This is a genomic window from Cupriavidus sp. 05L411, from assembly GCF_056398045.1.
On sequence record NZ_JBFTOQ010000082.1, the window covers coordinates 1 to 16,538 of the forward strand.

The following is a 16,538-nucleotide window of genomic DNA, read 5'->3' on the forward strand; positions in this document are numbered from 1 at the left end:
ATCATCCGATCAACCGGATCGAAGAACTGCTGCCCTGGGCCGTCGCTGCAGAGTTGGCGACCCTCGACGCGCCAACTCCATAACTCCCTCCTGCATCACAATCTGGCTTCGCCTACCGCCGTCAAGGACGGCAATGGCCGGACGCTTACTATTGGTCTGTCCAGAGGACATTCTGATTTGGCCTTTACATTGCAGCAATGTCTAGGCTTGGCTCAGATGGCGCAGGGCCGTCCATTTTCAAATGTCGGCACGGACGTGCAGTTTGTGCGCGGTCGAGGCATTCCTGACGGGTTGTTGTTGGGCAGTGGTGCTGGCCGGAGACGGCCGAGTCTGGCACAGGGTGGGGCGTGGCTATGGTGCCAAAGGATAGCTGGTAGCTATCTGGTAAAAACTACTCAGGCAGATCCGTGGTGGGGAGCAAGTGACCAATCCGATTCCGACGTCTGAACTCATCAAGAGAGGTGCCGACCGGCTCCTTCCGACTCGGCCGTCCAGTCGGGCGCCCGTGGACGTCTCAAATTGGCCGGGAGCGACCGGTGGGAAACCGGTTCCCACCGGCTCTTACCGACCCGTTACCGCCTGTCGACCAGGCGCCACATCGACGACGGCTGCCAAGGTATAGCGGCCATTCGTTGATTCGCGACGGTCAGTTCGAAGAGGAGATTGCCAGACGTTGGCAACTCGGACCGGCTACTTGTGATAAGTGCCGGGCGCTGCTTCAAGGTACTAAGCCTTGGACCTCTTTAAGAATCCATCTCGCTAAGAATCCATCTCGCGAATTTCTGTACCGGCATTTCACTCATTTCGATCGGTTCAGGAAGTACGAGGCAGAAGTTCTTGGTTATCGCTTTGCCGTCCGGCCAGGGTGCGACCAGACGGCCTTGTTCCAGCTCTGCCCGGATGTAAAGACGCGGCACCAGTGCAACTCCCAAGCCAGCCAGCGCGGCCTCTATCAGCATCGAATGAAGGTCATAACGCGCGCCAACAGCCGAATTGGTCAGCGCGATGCCAGCCTCCTGTGCATAAAGCTGCCACGCATCTGGATTTTGCCGCCTGTGAAGGCGTGGCAGTTCATCGAGCGACGCATTTGCACCGGCATCGGCTAGGAGTGCCGGACTACACACGGGCACAAGCACCTCCTCCAGCAGATGATGCGAATGCATACCCGCCCATGCCGGGTGCTCAAAATGGATCGCCGCATTGAAACCGCTGCCGGGAAGAATGAACGGCTCCATGCGCTCGGCGATATGCACGGTAATGTTCGGGTGCAGATTTTGAAAGCGTTTCAGCCGAGGGATAAGCCAACGGGTGGCGAACGTCGGAATTGCGGCAATATCGATGCTCGCGCCCTCGATGGGCTGCCCCATCAGATACAGGCTGTCCCGTTCCAGTCGATCGAGAATCTCACGAACCTGCACCGCGTAGCGCGTGCCGTTGGATGCAAGCCGCACCCGGTTTCCAACGCGTTCGAACAGCACGACTCCCAGAAACGTCTCCAGCCGACCGATCTGGCGGCTAATGGCGCCTTCGGTCAGCGCCAGTTCCTTAGCCGCGCGGGCGAAGCTGCTGTGTCGAGCCGCGGCTTCAAAAGCCAGGAGCGCGGAATGGCTGGGAATCTTACGTCGCATCGGAATTTTGCCAGTTGAAATACATTCGACGCCAGCTTGATCAAACGTCAATGAAGCCTGATTTTATATCGTTATACATGCTGACAACGTCAGATTAGCATTACCTTACTGCAATGAACATCCTTCGTTCGCTGCAACATGCCCAGCCCTCGTGAAGGATGAACTGATGATCTACACCGTCGAATGCAGCTTCGCCGATCCCAACGGCGAAGCCGAATGGAACGACTTCTACAGCCTTGAAAAGCTGCCCGCCCTTATCTCGGTTACTGGCTTTCACACGTCGCAGCGCTTCAAGTCGATTAGCGATGGTTGCCCGGTCTACCTCGCCATCCACACCATTGACGGTCCGGATGTACTGACGGGAGAGGAATATCGCCAGAAAGGCGGAGGCAACTTCGCACGGTGGCAGCAACACATCACCGACTGGCACCGGAATCTCTATAGCGCCATCGGCCGCGCGCCAGCGATCAATGCCGACGAACTTCTCCTGCTTTGCACAAGCGGCCCCGAGGCTGTGATCCAGATGGGCCTTACACCGTTGACCATGCAGGCAGTCGCGCTGGAAAAGTTTCCTGAGCGCCGTTGGCTCGCAAGAATGCCTCGGCGAAACGCTCATCTTGTCGAGAGCATGCCCGAAGACGTTCAGCTGTACTCGCCGATGACGGAGCAACTCGCAAGCTTCCGCGCCGCTTCGGACGAACAGGAGAAATAGGTCCGCGATGCCCAACGTCACTTTCTATATTTCTGCGAGACCAGTGCCACCTGAGGAAAAACTCGCCGCGCTCTCCCGCGACTGCGTCGAACTCTGTACGGGTGTCCTCGATGCGGCACTTGGAAACGTTCACGTCATCTTTGTGCACGGCAATCCCATCTTCGTGGAAGTGCGATACCGCCTTGCGGCGTCTCGAACGCCTTCGGTGATGAACCTGTTCATGGAAGCCCTCGGCAGCGCCATCGTCCGACACACTGGTCTCGCCGTGCGTATCCGCTGTTTTGGCTATACCGCGTCGAACATCCACGCCCGCAACTAGGAAGTCGTCTGGAGAAGAGCTATGTCCACCACTACATTTCCAAGTCAGCGAATCGGGGATTTCACGATCACCGCAATCAGCGACGGCTATCTCACCGCCAGCCTGGACTTTCTCTCGAATATCGGCTCGGCCGAGGCGTCGAGAATGCAAAGTGATGCAGGACAGAAGGAGCCGGCGGCTGTCCATATCAACTGTTACCTGGTACGCGGAGCGGGTCGGACGATTCTCATCGATGGAGGGGCCGGAGGCATCAAGCAATGGGGTGGCCGCCTGAAGGCCAATTTATCGCTGGCTGGCGTCGAGCCATCCGAGATCGACACGATCCTGCTCACACACGCCCATCCGGACCATGTCGGAGGGCTCGTGGACGCGACTGGACATATCGTCTTTCCGAGTGCGGAGCTTGTTGCTCATCGGCGAGAGATCAAGTTCTGGCGGGACGATGGCAATCTGGCGCGTGCCACCGAGCGGGCACGAGGAAATTTCCAGATCGCGCGCACGGTGTTCGACGGCTATAGCGACAAGCTCCGTACCTTCGATGAGGGAGAAGTGCTTCCCGGCATCAGCGCGATGCCGCTACCGGGGCACACGGACGGACACACCGGATACGTCTTCGAATCCCGTGACCAGAGTCTTCTTGTCTGGGGGGATATCGTTCATTTTCCTCACATCCAGATTAAGCGTCCGGACGTGTCGATTGCGTTCGATCAAGATCCGTCCCTGGCCGCCGTCACACGCTCACGGCTTCTGGAACTGATCAGTGCTGAGCGCATTCTGGTCGCTGGCATGCATCTGGGCGAACTCGGCTTCGCGCGAATTAAGCGTGTGAGCGCGAGCTACCGTCTTCTATACGAGACCGATGCATGAGACCGCGCGCAGAAGTAGTTATATCTGCTACCGCTTCGGCGGACGAACAGCCTTTTGTCTTTGTCAATCGGATGGCGGGTTACGGCGTGAAGCCGACGCTTGTACGTCCGAAGGGTGAGGCCTTCGAACGACGGCTCATGGCCGGCAGGCGACGGCTGTGATCGAGGGGCGGCAGGCCGTACCCGACCCGTTGCCGTCATTCGCGTCCGGCGGATGGGACGACCGTTCCCAAAGTCTAACGGTCGTTGGTGGCTTGCACTGCCGGCAGGACTGCCTTCAGCGCTGTGGCCAATTCAGGTGCCCTTGCTTCATCTCTCAGGATCCTTGTCAGCCATGCCTCAAAGGTAGCCAATCTCGCTTGCTTCAGGTGTTGAGCTGCAAGGGCAAGCCACCCCTTGTTGTCATAGATGGTCAGTAGGCTACGCAAGTCCCCACATGCCAATGCGTCCTGAATCTTTTGAGTTGCTCCCGCGGCGAGGCCTGCGACATCCAGGCTTGCGGTCTGAGCGCTGTATTCCGCAACTAGCTCGCCGACACTTTTGGGGCGGGAAAGGTTGATCTTTTTCAACGTCCGATCGATTCGACGGCGACAGAACCTCACGACGACCTCGGCGGCGGCTGCCGGCGACTGCAAGGTGGCGAAGATAGCCGCCCTCAGTTTGGATATGGGTCCGAAATATGGTTTCCCCACATGCCCGACTCGTGTGACCAAGCTTGCCCTATGCGGCTGCGGAGCTCCATCTCGCCACAGCTGGCCTGCCCGCGTCGCTTTGCGTGGTGGATTCCACGACGAGCCGCCGACTCGGGATGGAGATTCAGCCAAGGGCCTAAACGTTCGAAAGGTCCGTAATGGCTTCGCGGCTTCCCGCCAGTTCCCGCAATCTGAATTTCTGGATCTTGCCCGTTCCCGTCTTTGGAAGTACACCGTAAATAACCCTCACTGGGCACTTGTAGTGGGCCAGGTGCTCACGACAGAAGCGGATGATGTCAGCTTGGTCTGGGGCAGCGACGCCGGGCTTCAGCTCAATGAACGCGCAAGGAGACTCTCCCCACTTCGCGTCTGGTTGAGCGACTACAGCAGCGATCAGGACAGCCGGATGCCGATGGAGAACGTCTTCGACTTCCACCGAAGAAATGTTCTCACCACCAGAGATGATGACGTCCTTCGAGCGGTCCGTAATCTGGATATAGCCGTCCGGATGCATCACAGCGACGTCGCCTGTGTGGAACCAGCCCCCATTGAATGCGCTGGCAGTGGCGTCGGGATTCTTGAGGTAGCCCTTCATCACGATGTTGCCGCGGAGCAAGAGCTCACCTTGAGTTTTGCCATCCCGGGGCACAGGCTCGCAAGTGACTGGGTCAGCAACACGAAGGTCTTCCAAGCCGGAGGCCCGATTGCCCTGGCGAGCCATGAGGCGCGCTTTCTCATCCATCGGCTTATCGCTCCATGCCGGGTTGATGAAGCTGCTCACCGGGGTGCCGGATGCTTCCGTAATGCCGTAGACGTGTTCAACTTCGAACCCCATCTCGATCACTGACTTCAGCACTGCTGCAGGCGGCGGTGAGCCGGCCGTTCTAACTCGGACAGTACGCTTCAGTCGACAACGCTCAGCATCAGAAGAGTTGGCGAGCGATGCCAATACGATCGGTGCTGCGCAGAAGTGATCCACGTCATGCTGCTTGATGGCGCCAAAGATATTCGCCGCGGTCACCTTTCGCAGGCAGACGTGCGTGCCGGCAGCGGCGGTGATCGCCCACGCGAAGCACCAGCCATTTGCGTGGAACAGGGGAAGCGTCCACAGATACACCGGCCGACGGGGCATGCCCCAATCCGTGAGTTGGAGCATGCTCATCAGGTAGGCGCCCCGATGGCTTGGTACGACGCCCTTCGGGTCCGATGTGGTGCCGGATGTGTAGTTCAAGGCGATCGCGTCCCATTCCTCCTCCGGCCATATGCCCGGAAAGTCAGCGTCACCTTCAGCGAGGAAGGTTTCGTACTCCATCTCGCCGATCAGATCGCCGGTGGGTGCTTCGATGTCAGCGATGTCGATGACCAGTGGCTTGTTCTCAATCTGTTCGAGCGCTTTTGCAGCGAGCGAAGAGAACTCCCTGTCGACAAAGAGAACCTTGCATTCGCCGTGGCGCAGGATAAAGCGGACGCCTTCGGCATCCAGCCGGCAGTTGATCGCGTTGAGCACTGCGCCCGACAACGGGATGCCGTGATGTGCCTCGACCATGGCGGGAGTATTGGGCGCGAGAATCGAAACCGTATCTCCACGCTTGAGGCCCCGCTTGACGAGCGCGCTCGCCAGGCGCAGGCAGCGTTCTCGTGTTTGTTTCCACGTTTGCCGCATCGAGCCGTGAATGATCGCGATGTGATCGGGATATTGGTCGGCACACCGATCAAGGAAGTGGAGCGGTGTCAGCGGGAGGTGATTTGCAGGGGTACGGCCAAGCCCGCTCTGATAAATGTTTCCGGTCATAGCGATGTCTCCACGTCGGGTTATGAATGCACGGCCCTGAGGGGTTTCCCGTTCCTCAAGCCACATCCCAATCTAGCGTTGGTCCAACGGGGTGAATGTCACCCCTGAGACATTTCCATGCGTCGAGTTCCGACCTTCAAAGAGGGAAACGATTGTCGGCTGCAAGACATTGGGGCTGAGAAACGCTCGCTAATCTGAATTCTAAGTGGACGCGAGGTCCGCATGACAGTTGAGCGAGGTAGTAGATGGAACGAGCTGGGCCGCCACCGGATGAACTCTCATCGATCCGTTCGGCTGTGGAATGGGCAATTGCTACGCGACGTAGCGTTCGCGCCTATCTTCCGAAGCCTGTCCCACACGAGACCATCAAGGCAATTCTTGATGTGTCGCGCTATGCGGCGACGGGAGTGAACATTCAACCCTGGAAGGTACACGTGGTCATGGGCGACGCCCGAGACCGGGTCTGCGCCGCAATCGCCAAAGTCGACAAGGATCCCGAGTTGGCGGATGCGCATGGCGATGAATGGGACTACTACCCAGAAGAGTGGGTGTCGCCCTATATCGACAGGCGTCGTGACATCGGATGGAAGCTCTATGGCCTTCTTGGCATCGAGAAGGGTGACAAGCAGAGGATGCACGCGCAGCACGGCAGGAACTACCAGTTCTTCGATGCACCTGTTGGGCTGTTCTTCACGATCGACCGCGTGATGCAGCGCGGCAGTCTCCTCGACTACGGGATGTTCCTGCAGAACATCATGGTTGTCGCGCGTACCTACGGTCTGAGCACCTGCCCTCAGGCCGCCTTCATGAAGTACCACAAGATCATCGAGCAAGAGCTTGGCTTGCCGCCAGAAGAAATGTTCCTGGTGGGCATGAGCCTGGGCTACGCCGACGAGAGTCGCATTGAGAACTCGCTCGTCTCTGAAAGGGCGCCTTCTTCGACCTTTACGGTTTATCACGCCACCTAGCTTTACCCGCAGATGGACCAATAGCACCACCAACGATATCCATTCTCAAATGGAGGAGACCATGAGTAACGAAGTTGATGTTCAAAGGATCACACAGAACGCGAGATTCTCGCGCTTCCATGGCTTGATCCTGTTCTGGTGTGTCCTGATTCTCGTGCTCGACGGATACGACTTGGCCGTTGTGGGCGCGGCATTACCGTCCATCATGAAACAGATGGGGGTGGATGCAGCAAAGGCCGGATTCATGGCGAGCTCGGCCCTGTTCGGCATGATGTTTGGGGCGATTTACCTCGGCACGCTGGCCGACAAGATCGGCCGGCCTGTGTCGATTTGCGTATGCATCGCGCTGTTCAGTTTCTTCACAGCCGCAGCCGGACTGACGCACGATCCGTTGAGCTTCAGCATTACCCGGTTCTTCGCAGGTCTCGGGATCGGCGGCGTGCTTCCCATCGTGACTGCTCAGATGGGTGAATATGCTCCGCGCAAGATCCGAGCCCGTCTCGTCACCCTGGTGTTCGCTGGGTACTCGATCGGCGGCATCCTTGTGGCGCTCACCGGCAAGCAACTGATTGAAGCCTATGGCTGGCAGTCCGTGTTCTTCATCGCCGGCACGCCCATCCTGATCATTCCCTTCGTCTTGCTGACCATGCCTGATTCGCTGGCGTTTCTGGTGCAGCGAAACCGTGCCGAGAAGCTCGTACAACTGATCAGGAAGATCGCGCCGGAGGTTCAAGTCAGTAGCCAAGACCGGTTCGTCATGCCCCAAGAGGCGATGGTGACCAAAGCCCCGGTGGCCAAGCTGTTTCAGGACGGACGTGGATTCAGCACAGTCATGATCTGGGTCGCCTTCTTCATGGGGCTGTTCATGGTGTACTCGTTGAGTTCGTGGCTCACAAAGTTGATGGCCATGTCGGGCTATAGCCTTGGGTCCGCACTTACCTTTGTGTTGGTTTTCAACATTGGTGCCGTGGTCGGTGCTGTGGGTGGCGGTTGGCTGGGCGACAAGTACAACATCAAACATGTGCTGGTGGCCTTCTATGCGACCGGTGCAGCGTCGCTGGCGTTGATGGGTTACACGAAATCGACTGAGCTGCTCTTCCTTGTCGTGTTCGTCGTCGGTGCGTCCACCCTTGGGACACAGCTCCTGGCGTACGCATACGCCGGTGAGTTCTACCCCGCTTCGATTCGCTCCACCGGCGTGGGCTTTGCCTCCGGTATCGGCCGCCTCGGAGCGATCGCGGCACCCGTGCTGATCGGCATGCTGGTGGCGATGCACCTGCCGATGGAGCAGAACTTCCTGGCGATCGGCCTGGCCGGCGTACTGGGCACCCTCGCGGTCATGATGATCGACCATCGCCGCAGTGCAGCCAGCACATATGGCGTGGAACCGCTTCCCCCACACGCCGACATCCCTTCGTCGGCAAGCAGTTGACCCATCACCCTCAGGAAATCATCCGATGCAGATCAGTAACAACGTATTCGTCGTAACTGGCGGCGGCTCTGGGCTGGGAGCCGCAACTGCCCGATTGCTCTCTGAGCAAGGGGGCAAGGTGGTGATCGTCGACCTCGATCTGGAGGCCGCCGAAGCGATGGCTGAGGAACTCCGCTGCGCGTCTGTCTGTGCCGACGTGACGAGCGAAGACGGAGCAAAAGACGTATTCAAAGCAGCAACCGCGTTGGGAACATTGCGTGGCCTGGTGAACTGCGCCGGTATCGCGCCCGCGGAGAAGGTAGTGGGCAAGCAAGGGCCACACGCGATGAGCTCCTTCTTGCGCACCCTCAACATCAACCTGGGCGGCACGTTCAATATGGTTCGGCTGGCTGCCGAGATCATGCAACAGGAGCCGCCCGATGACGATGGTGAGCGCGGTGTGATCGTCAACACTGCGTCGGTTGCTGCGTTCGATGGCCAGATTGGGCAGGCCGCCTACGCCGCCTCGAAGGGTGGTGTGGTTGCGATGACCTTGCCGCTCGCGCGGGAACTGGCCAGGTTCGGCATTCGGGTCGTGACGATTGCTCCAGGGATCATGGAAACCCCGATGCTCCTCAAGATGCCAGCGGATGTGCAAGAGGCGCTGGGTCGGTCTGTTCCGTTTCCCCCGCGCTTGGGCAAGGCGACGGAGTTCGCCGGCCTGGTCGAGCACGTGCTTGGCAATGGCTACTTGAATGGCGAGGTCATCCGGCTCGATGGCGCCATTCGGATGGCGGCAAAGTAGATCACCAGAACGGAGACCGAACATGAGTACAAACGATCCAGTCGTCATTCTGTCCGCCGCACGCACGCCGATCGGTGGCTTCCAAGGGGATCTCGCAAGCCTGACAGCCCCGGAACTGGGCGGGTTCGCTATTCGCACAGCTGTTGAGCGCGCGCGTATCGACGCTAGCGCGATCCAGGAACTGCTGATGGGTTGCGTTCTCCCGGCCGGCGTTGGTCAGGCTCCTGCGCGGCAGGCCTGCCTGAACGCCGGCCTTGCTGAATCGGTGACGTGTACGACGATCAGCAAGGTGTGCGGATCCGGCATGAAAGCCGTGATGCTGGCGCATGATTCGATCGCCGCTGGAACCAACGACGTGATGGTTGCTGGGGGGATGGAGTCGATGACTAACGCCCCCTATCTGCTTCCCAAGGCGCGCAAAGGGTATCGGCTCGGCCACGGGCAGTTGCTGGACCACATGTTCTTCGATGGATTGGAAGACCACTATCGAGACGACACACGCGGCCGGCTGATGGGTACGTTCGCCGAGGACTGTGCCGAGCGCTATGGCTTCTCGCGCGAAGCCCAGGACGAATGGGCCATTCTCTCGACCCAGCGTGCGAAGGCGGCGATCGAACGCGGTGATTTCGTGTGGGAAACGACGCCGATCACGGTCCAAGGTCGGACATGGGAGGTCACGCTGCGGAGCGATGAGCAGCCGCCAAAGGTCAACCTTGAGAAGATCCGCTCGTTGAAGCCGGCCTTCAAAAAAGGGGGGACGGTGACGCCGGCGAACTCAAGCTCGATTTCGGACGGCGCTGCTGCGTTGGTGCTGGCGCGGGAATCGACTGCCAGGAAGCTGGGTGTACAGCCGCTCGCCCGAATCGTTGGCCACGCGACGCATGCGCAAGCACCCGCGGACTTCACCACTGCTCCGGTGGGGGCCATCCAGAAGTTGCTTGGGCAGACCGGCTGGTCGACCGCAGATGTCGATTTTTGGGAAATCAACGAGGCGTTCGCTGTAGTCACGATGGCGGCGATTCATGACCTGCGCTTGGACCCTGAGACCGTCAACGTTCATGGCGGAGCGTGTGCTCTTGGGCATCCCATTGGTGCGTCTGGCGCACGGATCCTTGTGACGCTTCTTGGCGCCCTCAGGAAGGCGGAAAAGAAGCGCGGCGTGGCAAGCCTTTGCATCGGTGGCGGTGAGGCAACGGCGGTGGCGGTCGAGCTGATGTAAGGAAAGGCCACCTGCCTCGCATTCGACGCGAGGCAGGTGGCGTCGTGAAGTTGTTGGCCGGAGCCAAATGTGAGTGAAGTGGTTTTGCGAAAGGCGATCGACCGGGTCGGTTTCATTCAGATCAACCGCCCGGAAGCGCTGAATGCGCTCAATGACGATGTCATGGACGGAATTGGTGCTGCTGTTGATGCGTACGAGCGGGACGACAACATCGGACGCATCGTCCTGACCGGCAATGAGCGCGCGTTTGCAGCGGGTGCGGATGTTGCGCACATGAAGGATTTCGATTTCCAGAACGTCTACCAAGGCAACTTCATCTCGAGAAATTGGGAGAAGGTTCGGGAGGCGAGAAAACCAGTTTTGGCCGCGGTGTCGGGTTACGTGTTGGGTGGCGGATGCGAACTGGCGATGATGTGCGATCTGATCTTTGCCACGGATACGGCAAGGTTCGGACAGCCCGAAATCAAGATTGGAACGATGCCTGGTGCTGGCGGAACGCAACGCCTGCCACGGCTTGTCGGCAAAGCCAAGGCAATGGACCTGTGTCTGACCTCGCGCATGGTTGATGCGGCCGAGGCTGAGCGTTGGGGCATTGTCTCGCGGGTCTATCCCTGCGATCGACTACTCGACGAAACGCTGGAAGCTGCCAAGCTGATTGCCAATTACTCGCTACCTGTAGTCATGATGATCAAGGAATCGATCAATCGGGCGTACGAGTCATCTTTGAGCGACGGGCTGATTTTCGAGCGCCGCGCCTTTCATTCCACGTTTGGACTTGATGACCAGAAGGAAGGGATGTCCGCCTTCCTGTCGAAACGGCAACCAACGTTCAAGCACCGCTGACAGCGGGTAAATGCTTAAGGTGTCGAGACCACAGAGCAGGCGGCATTCCAGAACGAAAACGACTGCCCGCTCAAACAAGGTTTTCTGTACATCAAGGAGTGGCCCAACCTGAATATGGCAGTGCCACTCCAATATCTTCGACTGAATACGGCTCGAAATTTCCAATCGTCTTGCGCAAGACAATCCTGAGCAGGCCCGATCGGTATGGTCGTCATCGAGGTGCTTCGCCGCCATGCTCGTCAGTGACGACGTACCTCGCAGGACTATTTACTTGAACGAAAGCGACTCGTGGACAACTAGAAGTCCCGGCGTCTGCTAGGAGACAACGTCATGAAGTTCACCAAAGTCAGGCCGCAATGGCTTGCACCCACTGTGGCAACGCTATCGGCCTTGCTCGTCGTTGGTTGTGGAGGAGGCAGCGACTCTGTCGTAGCCGATGCCACGCCCCAGTTGACGCCAGCGCAGCAGTGCGCGGCGCTTCAAGGTTCAGCCGTACCAGCCTCCGCGATTGGTTTGCCAACGACTGGCGCCACAATCGCGTCGGCGACGCTCATTGCTGCGACGGCGTCGGGCAATACAAATGGCGAGTTCTGCAAGGTCTTGGGGGGGATTCATCCCGTGGACCCGGCCGCGCCGGACATCAAGTTCGAAGTTGATTTGCCGTCCACTTGGAACGGGAAATCTGTTCACTTCGGTGGCGGTGGGCTTGACGGGTCTGTCCCGGCCACAACAGGCTTCACAAATACCGGCCTCACATCCTATGGCGAACCGAAGGGGGTTCTGACTCCGCTGGCGCGCGGATATGTGACGCTTGGCAGCGATAGCGGGCATGAAGGAAGCTTTGGGGATGGCCGGTTCGCTCAGAACGATGAGGCGTTGGCGAACTATGCCGGCGACCACATCAAGAAAACGCACGATGTCGCTCTGTTTTTAACCAAGCAGCGCTACGGGGCGACGTTCGCGCATAGCTACTACATTGGTGGCTCTGGCGGCGGTCGCCAGGCGCTTATCGCTGCGCAGAAGTACGCCTCAGACTACGATGGCATCATTTCGACGTTTCCCGCGTCCGGGATCATGGGGCTGGCCTTCCAAATGGGGCGCATCTCTCAGGCGTCACTTGCCCCAGGCGGCTTCATCAACGCAAACAAGGCCGCTATGCTCAAGAAGGCTGTGATGTTGGCCTGTGACAGTCTGGACGGCGCGACAGACGGCCTGATCAGCAATCCGAGTCTTTGTACGTTCGATCCGGCGACTGTGCGATGCCCAGGGGGCGCCGACACGGGCGACACTTGCCTGTCTGACGCTCAGATCAGCACCGTCAATACCATGGCCACGCCGCTGAAGACGAATTTTGATTTCGCAAACGGTATTCACAGCATTCCGGGTTACAACATCCTCGCAGGCACCGATTTCTGGAGTGGCTTCTTGTTACCGTTGGGGGACTCTCCAGCAGACGCCGTACTGGACCCTGGGACAAATGCAACTGCACAATGGTCGTTCTTCTATGCCTTCCCGAATAGCCTCGTGCGATACGCTATTGCAAGGGATCCCTCGCTCGATTTGATGTCCTTCAACTTCACGGATCCAGGGCCGCTTACCGCTAGAACGCAGACGGTAAGTCAAATGATGGACTCCACGACTGTCAACCTCGACAACTTCAAGAACCGAGGTGGGAAGGTGATCCTTCAGCACGGGCAATCCGACCAGTTCATTCCGGCTCAAATGTCGATTGACTACTACAACCGATTGCTGGCGAGCTATGGGCAGAATGCGTTGTCGTCATTCCTCAAGTTCTATCTGGTTCCCGGTGCCGCACATGGCACGGGCGGGCAGTTTGAGGCGGCATATGATGGGCTGACTGCTTTGGATAACTGGGTCACGAAAGGCACGGCTCCGCAGAATCTCGTCGTTACCGACTTGAACCCGCCCACTGCGGGGCGCACGCGGCCTCTGTGCGAGTACCCCCAGTGGCCAAAGTACGTCAGCGGGAACGTGAACGCCGCAACCAGCTATACCTGCTCCAATTGATCCACTGCCTGTGACAACATTGTCACAGGCGGATCAAGTCACTTCACAACTTCAGTCCTCTTGTGCTGCCGGCCGAAAACACGAGGCCGGCAGCACATCCGCCAAGCGCAAGAGGCTTGTAGATGTAGTCGGCGCGACAGAAATCCTCGTGGATGGCGCGGTCGCGGGTTGAGATCGTCATCCTCGGCTAGCCGGTAGAGACCGTCCATTTCTGGAGGAGGCGACTACACAGTCGGAATCCTAAAGGCGGGCGCTTGTAAGCCCGAAACCCCTCGCAGACAAAAGGTAATGATGGCCGAGCCGTGGGCGTCCGTCTGAGCAGCATCGACTGTAGCATTGTTGGTGAGCGGCGCCACTAGGCCTTCGAAAAGGCAACCGACTATGCAGTCTGCCGATGCGGCGGCATCCTGTGCGGGGAACTCTCCATTCGCCATACCCTGCTCGATGATTGTCTTGAATACTCTGGCCAGTGCTCGGTGATAGGTGAGCCGAGTAGCCTCGACATCTGGTTCAACGGGTTCAGCGACTAGGGCGTAGGCCAAGCGTCGGCCTCGCAAGGCGCGACTCGCGAACGTCCATGCGGCCGCACCAAGACGTTCTAGTGCGGTCCCATCACGCATGGCGATGCCAGCTACGACGTCGACTTCCCGTTGCGCCGTCGTTTTCACGAGTTCGACCAACAACTCGGTCTTGGACGGAAAGTAGCGGTACAACGTGCCGATCGCGATGCCTGCAGCCTCGGCAATCAACGACATCTGGGCTTCTCGGAACCCAGATTCCGCCACCAAATCTCGTGCGGCTTGGAGGATCAACGGATGTTTGTCGGCACCCCGCCGGCGAATCCGAATGCGCGGAGGGCTATGTGGAATTTCCATTTCAGTTATGCCTGCTTTTCGACGAGAAATTGTGCAGTACACCGCTCACCTTTATGGTGGCCATTATAGCGCCCTCCGTACAAACACCTAGCCGTGCTTCCCTTGACAGTATCCCTTTCGGGCCATAGTCTAAAGCGAATCCAGATTTCACTTAACGGAACGTCGAATCCCACTTGATCCCGACAGCTTCCCAGGTCGGAGGTCTGCCAAGGACCTGGAAGACTGGACTTCTGCACAGCGCTTGCCACATGCCAGCGGTATCAAGTCGGCGACGGGTGCTCAGCGCAAACAGGTGATCATGCAACTGCGCAATACTGGCTCCAAATGATGAACCACGTGAATGGCATGCAAGCCAAGCGACCGGAAGCGATGCGAGTTTCGCCCGTCGCCCTCTCGAAATCCAGCAGCTTGGTCGACTCCACCTTGCAGAATCACAATGATGGTTTTTGCAAGCCTGGCCATCTAAGTCTGGAGGCGTTTCTTTTGCAGGCGCCCTGGTGCTCGAATCTGACCTCTGAGCAGAAGACTCGAGTTATGCGTGATAGCTTTGACCGATCCTACGATGCTGGTGCTGTTGCGTGCCATCGAGGGGATCCTGCCGACCACTGGCTTGCGGTGATGGAAGGGATCGTGAAGGTCGATACCGCCTCGAGAGAGGGGCGGGTTATCACATTTGCGGGCGTTCCTGCCGGCTCGTGGTTCGGTGAGGGTGTTGTGCTGAAAGACGAGCCACGGCCCTATTCTGTTGTTGCGATCCGGGATAGTCGCCTAGCATTCGTACCCAAGTCGACATTCCTTTGGCTCCTTGAGCAGAGCCACTCGTTCAGCAGATACGTGATCGACCAACTCAACGCTCGATGTGGCTACTACGTTGGACTGGTGCACAACCTTCGGCTGCATGAAGCATCTGCGCGGGTGGCATTCTGTTTGGCAGAGCTTTTCAATCAGCAGCTCTATCCAGCCACGGACAAGACGTTGGGCTTCTCCCAGGAGGAAATTGGGAGGCTTTGCGGGCTTTCAAGGCAGAACACGAATCGGGCCATCCGCGAACTGGAAGATGCAGGGTTAGTGGTTGCTGAGTATGGGTCGATTCAGATACTGGATTTGGCGTCGTTGCGTAGATTCGCGCACTCCGGGGATTGAAGAGGCGCAACTGTTATCGGGTCCGCACGCTGATGCGCGAGGCGGATTTGCGCGCGCGATGGAAGACGTCCAACGCAAAGTCCTTGTGGCCGCAGCGCATGCCCATGCCACCGACAACGATCGGTCGACGCCCGCCCACAAAGGGCACATTCGGATCGACGGGTCGCTGCAGCCCCTCCTGGAGGAGTTCCTTCGAGTGGAAGGCGTATTCCGGGTACCGCTCTGGCAGCAGCCAGAATCCCGGCTCGGGCACCCAAAGCGCCTCCATGGCCGGGCTTGGCCGGATGAAGGACGCGCCCCAGGCATGAGGGGTTGCGGCTCCAGTCGGGTGGGCGGCAGCGGCAGGGCAAGACCACGGTCTGCGGGCTCGGTCTCAATGCGGAGAAGCCATAGTGCACGGTAGTCCAGCCTATTTCGGTTTCCTACTCTAGAAAGAGTTAGCAGCCCCGTGCCGATTTTCTATAGCTCTTGCGACGTCGAACCACTCCCGGATCGCATGGCTCAGGCTGGAAATGGTGGTGTCTCGTATTGGGACGTCCGCTCCCCGATTTCTTGACCCATCTACTGCTTACGTCAACCAAAAGGCGACGGTGAACCGGACCGTCAGGTTCTGGCTCAGCGTCACGGGATTTCACGCCGTTCCGGCTAATTCCGGATTTCCAGTCCAGCAAAAGCGCACGTAGTCCGGCTAATTCCGGTTTCCTACACTGTAGTATCCGAGCCGAGTTTGACGAGGTGGGAACGCATTAGACTCAGTGAACTCTCATCGCGGCTCAACGTGATCGCCGCGAATGCAGTGAGCCTCCTCAACCGCGTTCGTTTCATTCTGCTCGATGTTGGAAGGTCCGTTGCCAAGGCRGAGCGGCCGTTCAAGTGTCCACGCGCGTACGCCGGCGAGTGTCGGAAACTGGCCGTCAACGGTCCTACGCGGGCGCATTGAACCCCTGCGGCACACGGTCAGTCCAGCGAATTCCGGTTTCCTACAGCAGGGCATTCGATTTAGGAAGCCTCCGGGCAATGGCCGTCAACGCATTACCCATGGTGGAGCGCTTGGTTAACGCCGGGCACGCCCCCGTTAATGTGACATTTGTCTAGGCTAAATTCAAATGTCCTCTCTTTGGCCAGATCAGAATGTCCTCTTTAATGCAGGATGGTTTTGATTCTTTTACGTCTTTTTCCTGGCTGTTTCCGTAAGGYAGTCGAGCTGGCCTGAGACGGTAAGGTATCTACAGGGTGG

The 16,538-nt window shown here is 58.5% G+C and carries 15 protein-coding genes; 10 read left to right on the forward strand and 5 right to left on the reverse strand.

Annotated features, from left to right (window positions below; all coding sequences use genetic code 11):
- Nucleotides 1-743 precede the first annotated feature (743 nt).
- The gene (locus AC1DQR_RS38825) at nucleotides 744-1,628 is read right to left on the reverse strand and encodes a LysR substrate-binding domain-containing protein (protein WP_477135002.1); all 885 of its coding nucleotides are present in this window, start codon (nucleotides 1,626-1,628) and stop codon (nucleotides 744-746) included.
- Between the two features lie 166 nt (nucleotides 1,629-1,794).
- Here AC1DQR_RS38825 and AC1DQR_RS38830 point away from each other — a divergent pair, with 166 nt between their 5' ends.
- From AC1DQR_RS38830 to AC1DQR_RS38840, 3 genes are read left to right on the forward strand one after another with little or no spacing between them, the layout of a single operon-like run.
- Nucleotides 1,795-2,340: a sugar ABC transporter gene (locus AC1DQR_RS38830; RefSeq protein WP_477134990.1), complete on the forward strand. Its 546-nt coding sequence runs from the start codon at nucleotides 1,795-1,797 to the stop codon at nucleotides 2,338-2,340.
- 7 nt (nucleotides 2,341-2,347) lie between these two features.
- Nucleotides 2,348-2,659, forward strand: a complete 312-nt coding sequence (locus tag AC1DQR_RS38835) for a hypothetical protein (protein WP_477134991.1) — start codon at nucleotides 2,348-2,350, stop codon at nucleotides 2,657-2,659.
- A gap of 21 nt (nucleotides 2,660-2,680) precedes the next feature.
- Entirely contained in the window at nucleotides 2,681-3,526 is an 846-nt protein-coding gene (locus AC1DQR_RS38840) for an MBL fold metallo-hydrolase (protein WP_477134992.1), read from the forward strand.
- A gap of 235 nt (nucleotides 3,527-3,761) precedes the next feature.
- On the opposite strand, the gene AC1DQR_RS38845 is transcribed toward AC1DQR_RS38840, so the two are convergent.
- Entirely contained in the window at nucleotides 3,762-4,094 is a 333-nt protein-coding gene (locus AC1DQR_RS38845; protein WP_477134993.1) for a hypothetical protein, read from the reverse strand.
- Nucleotides 4,095-4,353: 259 nt separating this feature from the next.
- The gene (locus AC1DQR_RS38850; protein WP_477134994.1) at nucleotides 4,354-6,009 is read right to left on the reverse strand and encodes an acyl-CoA synthetase; all 1,656 of its coding nucleotides are present in this window, start codon (nucleotides 6,007-6,009) and stop codon (nucleotides 4,354-4,356) included.
- A gap of 245 nt (nucleotides 6,010-6,254) precedes the next feature.
- On the opposite strand from AC1DQR_RS38850, the gene AC1DQR_RS38855 reads away from it, so the two are divergent.
- The 6 genes from AC1DQR_RS38855 (at nucleotide 6,255) to AC1DQR_RS38880 (ending at nucleotide 13,283) form a co-directional block, all read left to right on the forward strand.
- On the forward strand, nucleotides 6,255-6,977 hold the full coding sequence (locus AC1DQR_RS38855) for a nitroreductase (protein ID WP_477134995.1): 723 nt from the start codon (nucleotides 6,255-6,257) through the stop codon (nucleotides 6,975-6,977).
- A gap of 61 nt (nucleotides 6,978-7,038) precedes the next feature.
- Nucleotides 7,039-8,409 (forward strand): MFS transporter, encoded by a 1,371-nt coding sequence (locus AC1DQR_RS38860; protein WP_477134996.1) that lies wholly within the window; start codon nucleotides 7,039-7,041, stop codon nucleotides 8,407-8,409.
- 25 nt (nucleotides 8,410-8,434) lie between these two features.
- A complete protein-coding gene (locus tag AC1DQR_RS38865) occupies nucleotides 8,435-9,193 on the forward strand; it encodes an SDR family NAD(P)-dependent oxidoreductase (protein ID WP_477134997.1) in 759 nt (252 codons plus the stop codon).
- A gap of 22 nt (nucleotides 9,194-9,215) precedes the next feature.
- Nucleotides 9,216-10,412 carry an acetyl-CoA C-acyltransferase gene (locus tag AC1DQR_RS38870; protein ID WP_477134998.1) on the forward strand — a complete coding sequence of 399 codons (1,197 nt, stop codon included), beginning with the start codon at nucleotides 9,216-9,218 and terminating at the stop codon, nucleotides 10,410-10,412.
- A gap of 69 nt (nucleotides 10,413-10,481) precedes the next feature.
- Nucleotides 10,482-11,255, forward strand: a complete 774-nt coding sequence (locus AC1DQR_RS38875) for an enoyl-CoA hydratase (protein WP_477134999.1) — start codon at nucleotides 10,482-10,484, stop codon at nucleotides 11,253-11,255.
- A gap of 330 nt (nucleotides 11,256-11,585) precedes the next feature.
- The gene (locus AC1DQR_RS38880; protein ID WP_477135000.1) at nucleotides 11,586-13,283 is read left to right on the forward strand and encodes a tannase/feruloyl esterase family alpha/beta hydrolase; all 1,698 of its coding nucleotides are present in this window, start codon (nucleotides 11,586-11,588) and stop codon (nucleotides 13,281-13,283) included.
- Nucleotides 13,284-13,507: 224 nt separating this feature from the next.
- Here the strand turns inward: AC1DQR_RS38880 and AC1DQR_RS38885 are convergent, their stop codons facing one another.
- Complete coding sequence (locus AC1DQR_RS38885) at nucleotides 13,508-14,158, reverse strand: TetR/AcrR family transcriptional regulator (protein WP_416046963.1); 651 nt, start codon at nucleotides 14,156-14,158, stop codon at nucleotides 13,508-13,510.
- 345 nt (nucleotides 14,159-14,503) lie between these two features.
- Here AC1DQR_RS38885 and AC1DQR_RS38890 point away from each other — a divergent pair, with 345 nt between their 5' ends.
- Nucleotides 14,504-15,301, forward strand: coding sequence for a Crp/Fnr family transcriptional regulator (locus tag AC1DQR_RS38890; RefSeq protein WP_477135001.1), 798 nt, complete (start codon nucleotides 14,504-14,506; stop codon nucleotides 15,299-15,301).
- 13 nt (nucleotides 15,302-15,314) lie between these two features.
- Here AC1DQR_RS38890 and AC1DQR_RS38895 read toward each other — a convergent pair whose 3' ends face one another.
- A complete protein-coding gene (locus AC1DQR_RS38895) occupies nucleotides 15,315-15,569 on the reverse strand; it encodes a hypothetical protein (RefSeq protein ID WP_416046965.1) in 255 nt (84 codons plus the stop codon).
- Between the last annotated feature and the right edge of the window lie 969 nt (nucleotides 15,570-16,538).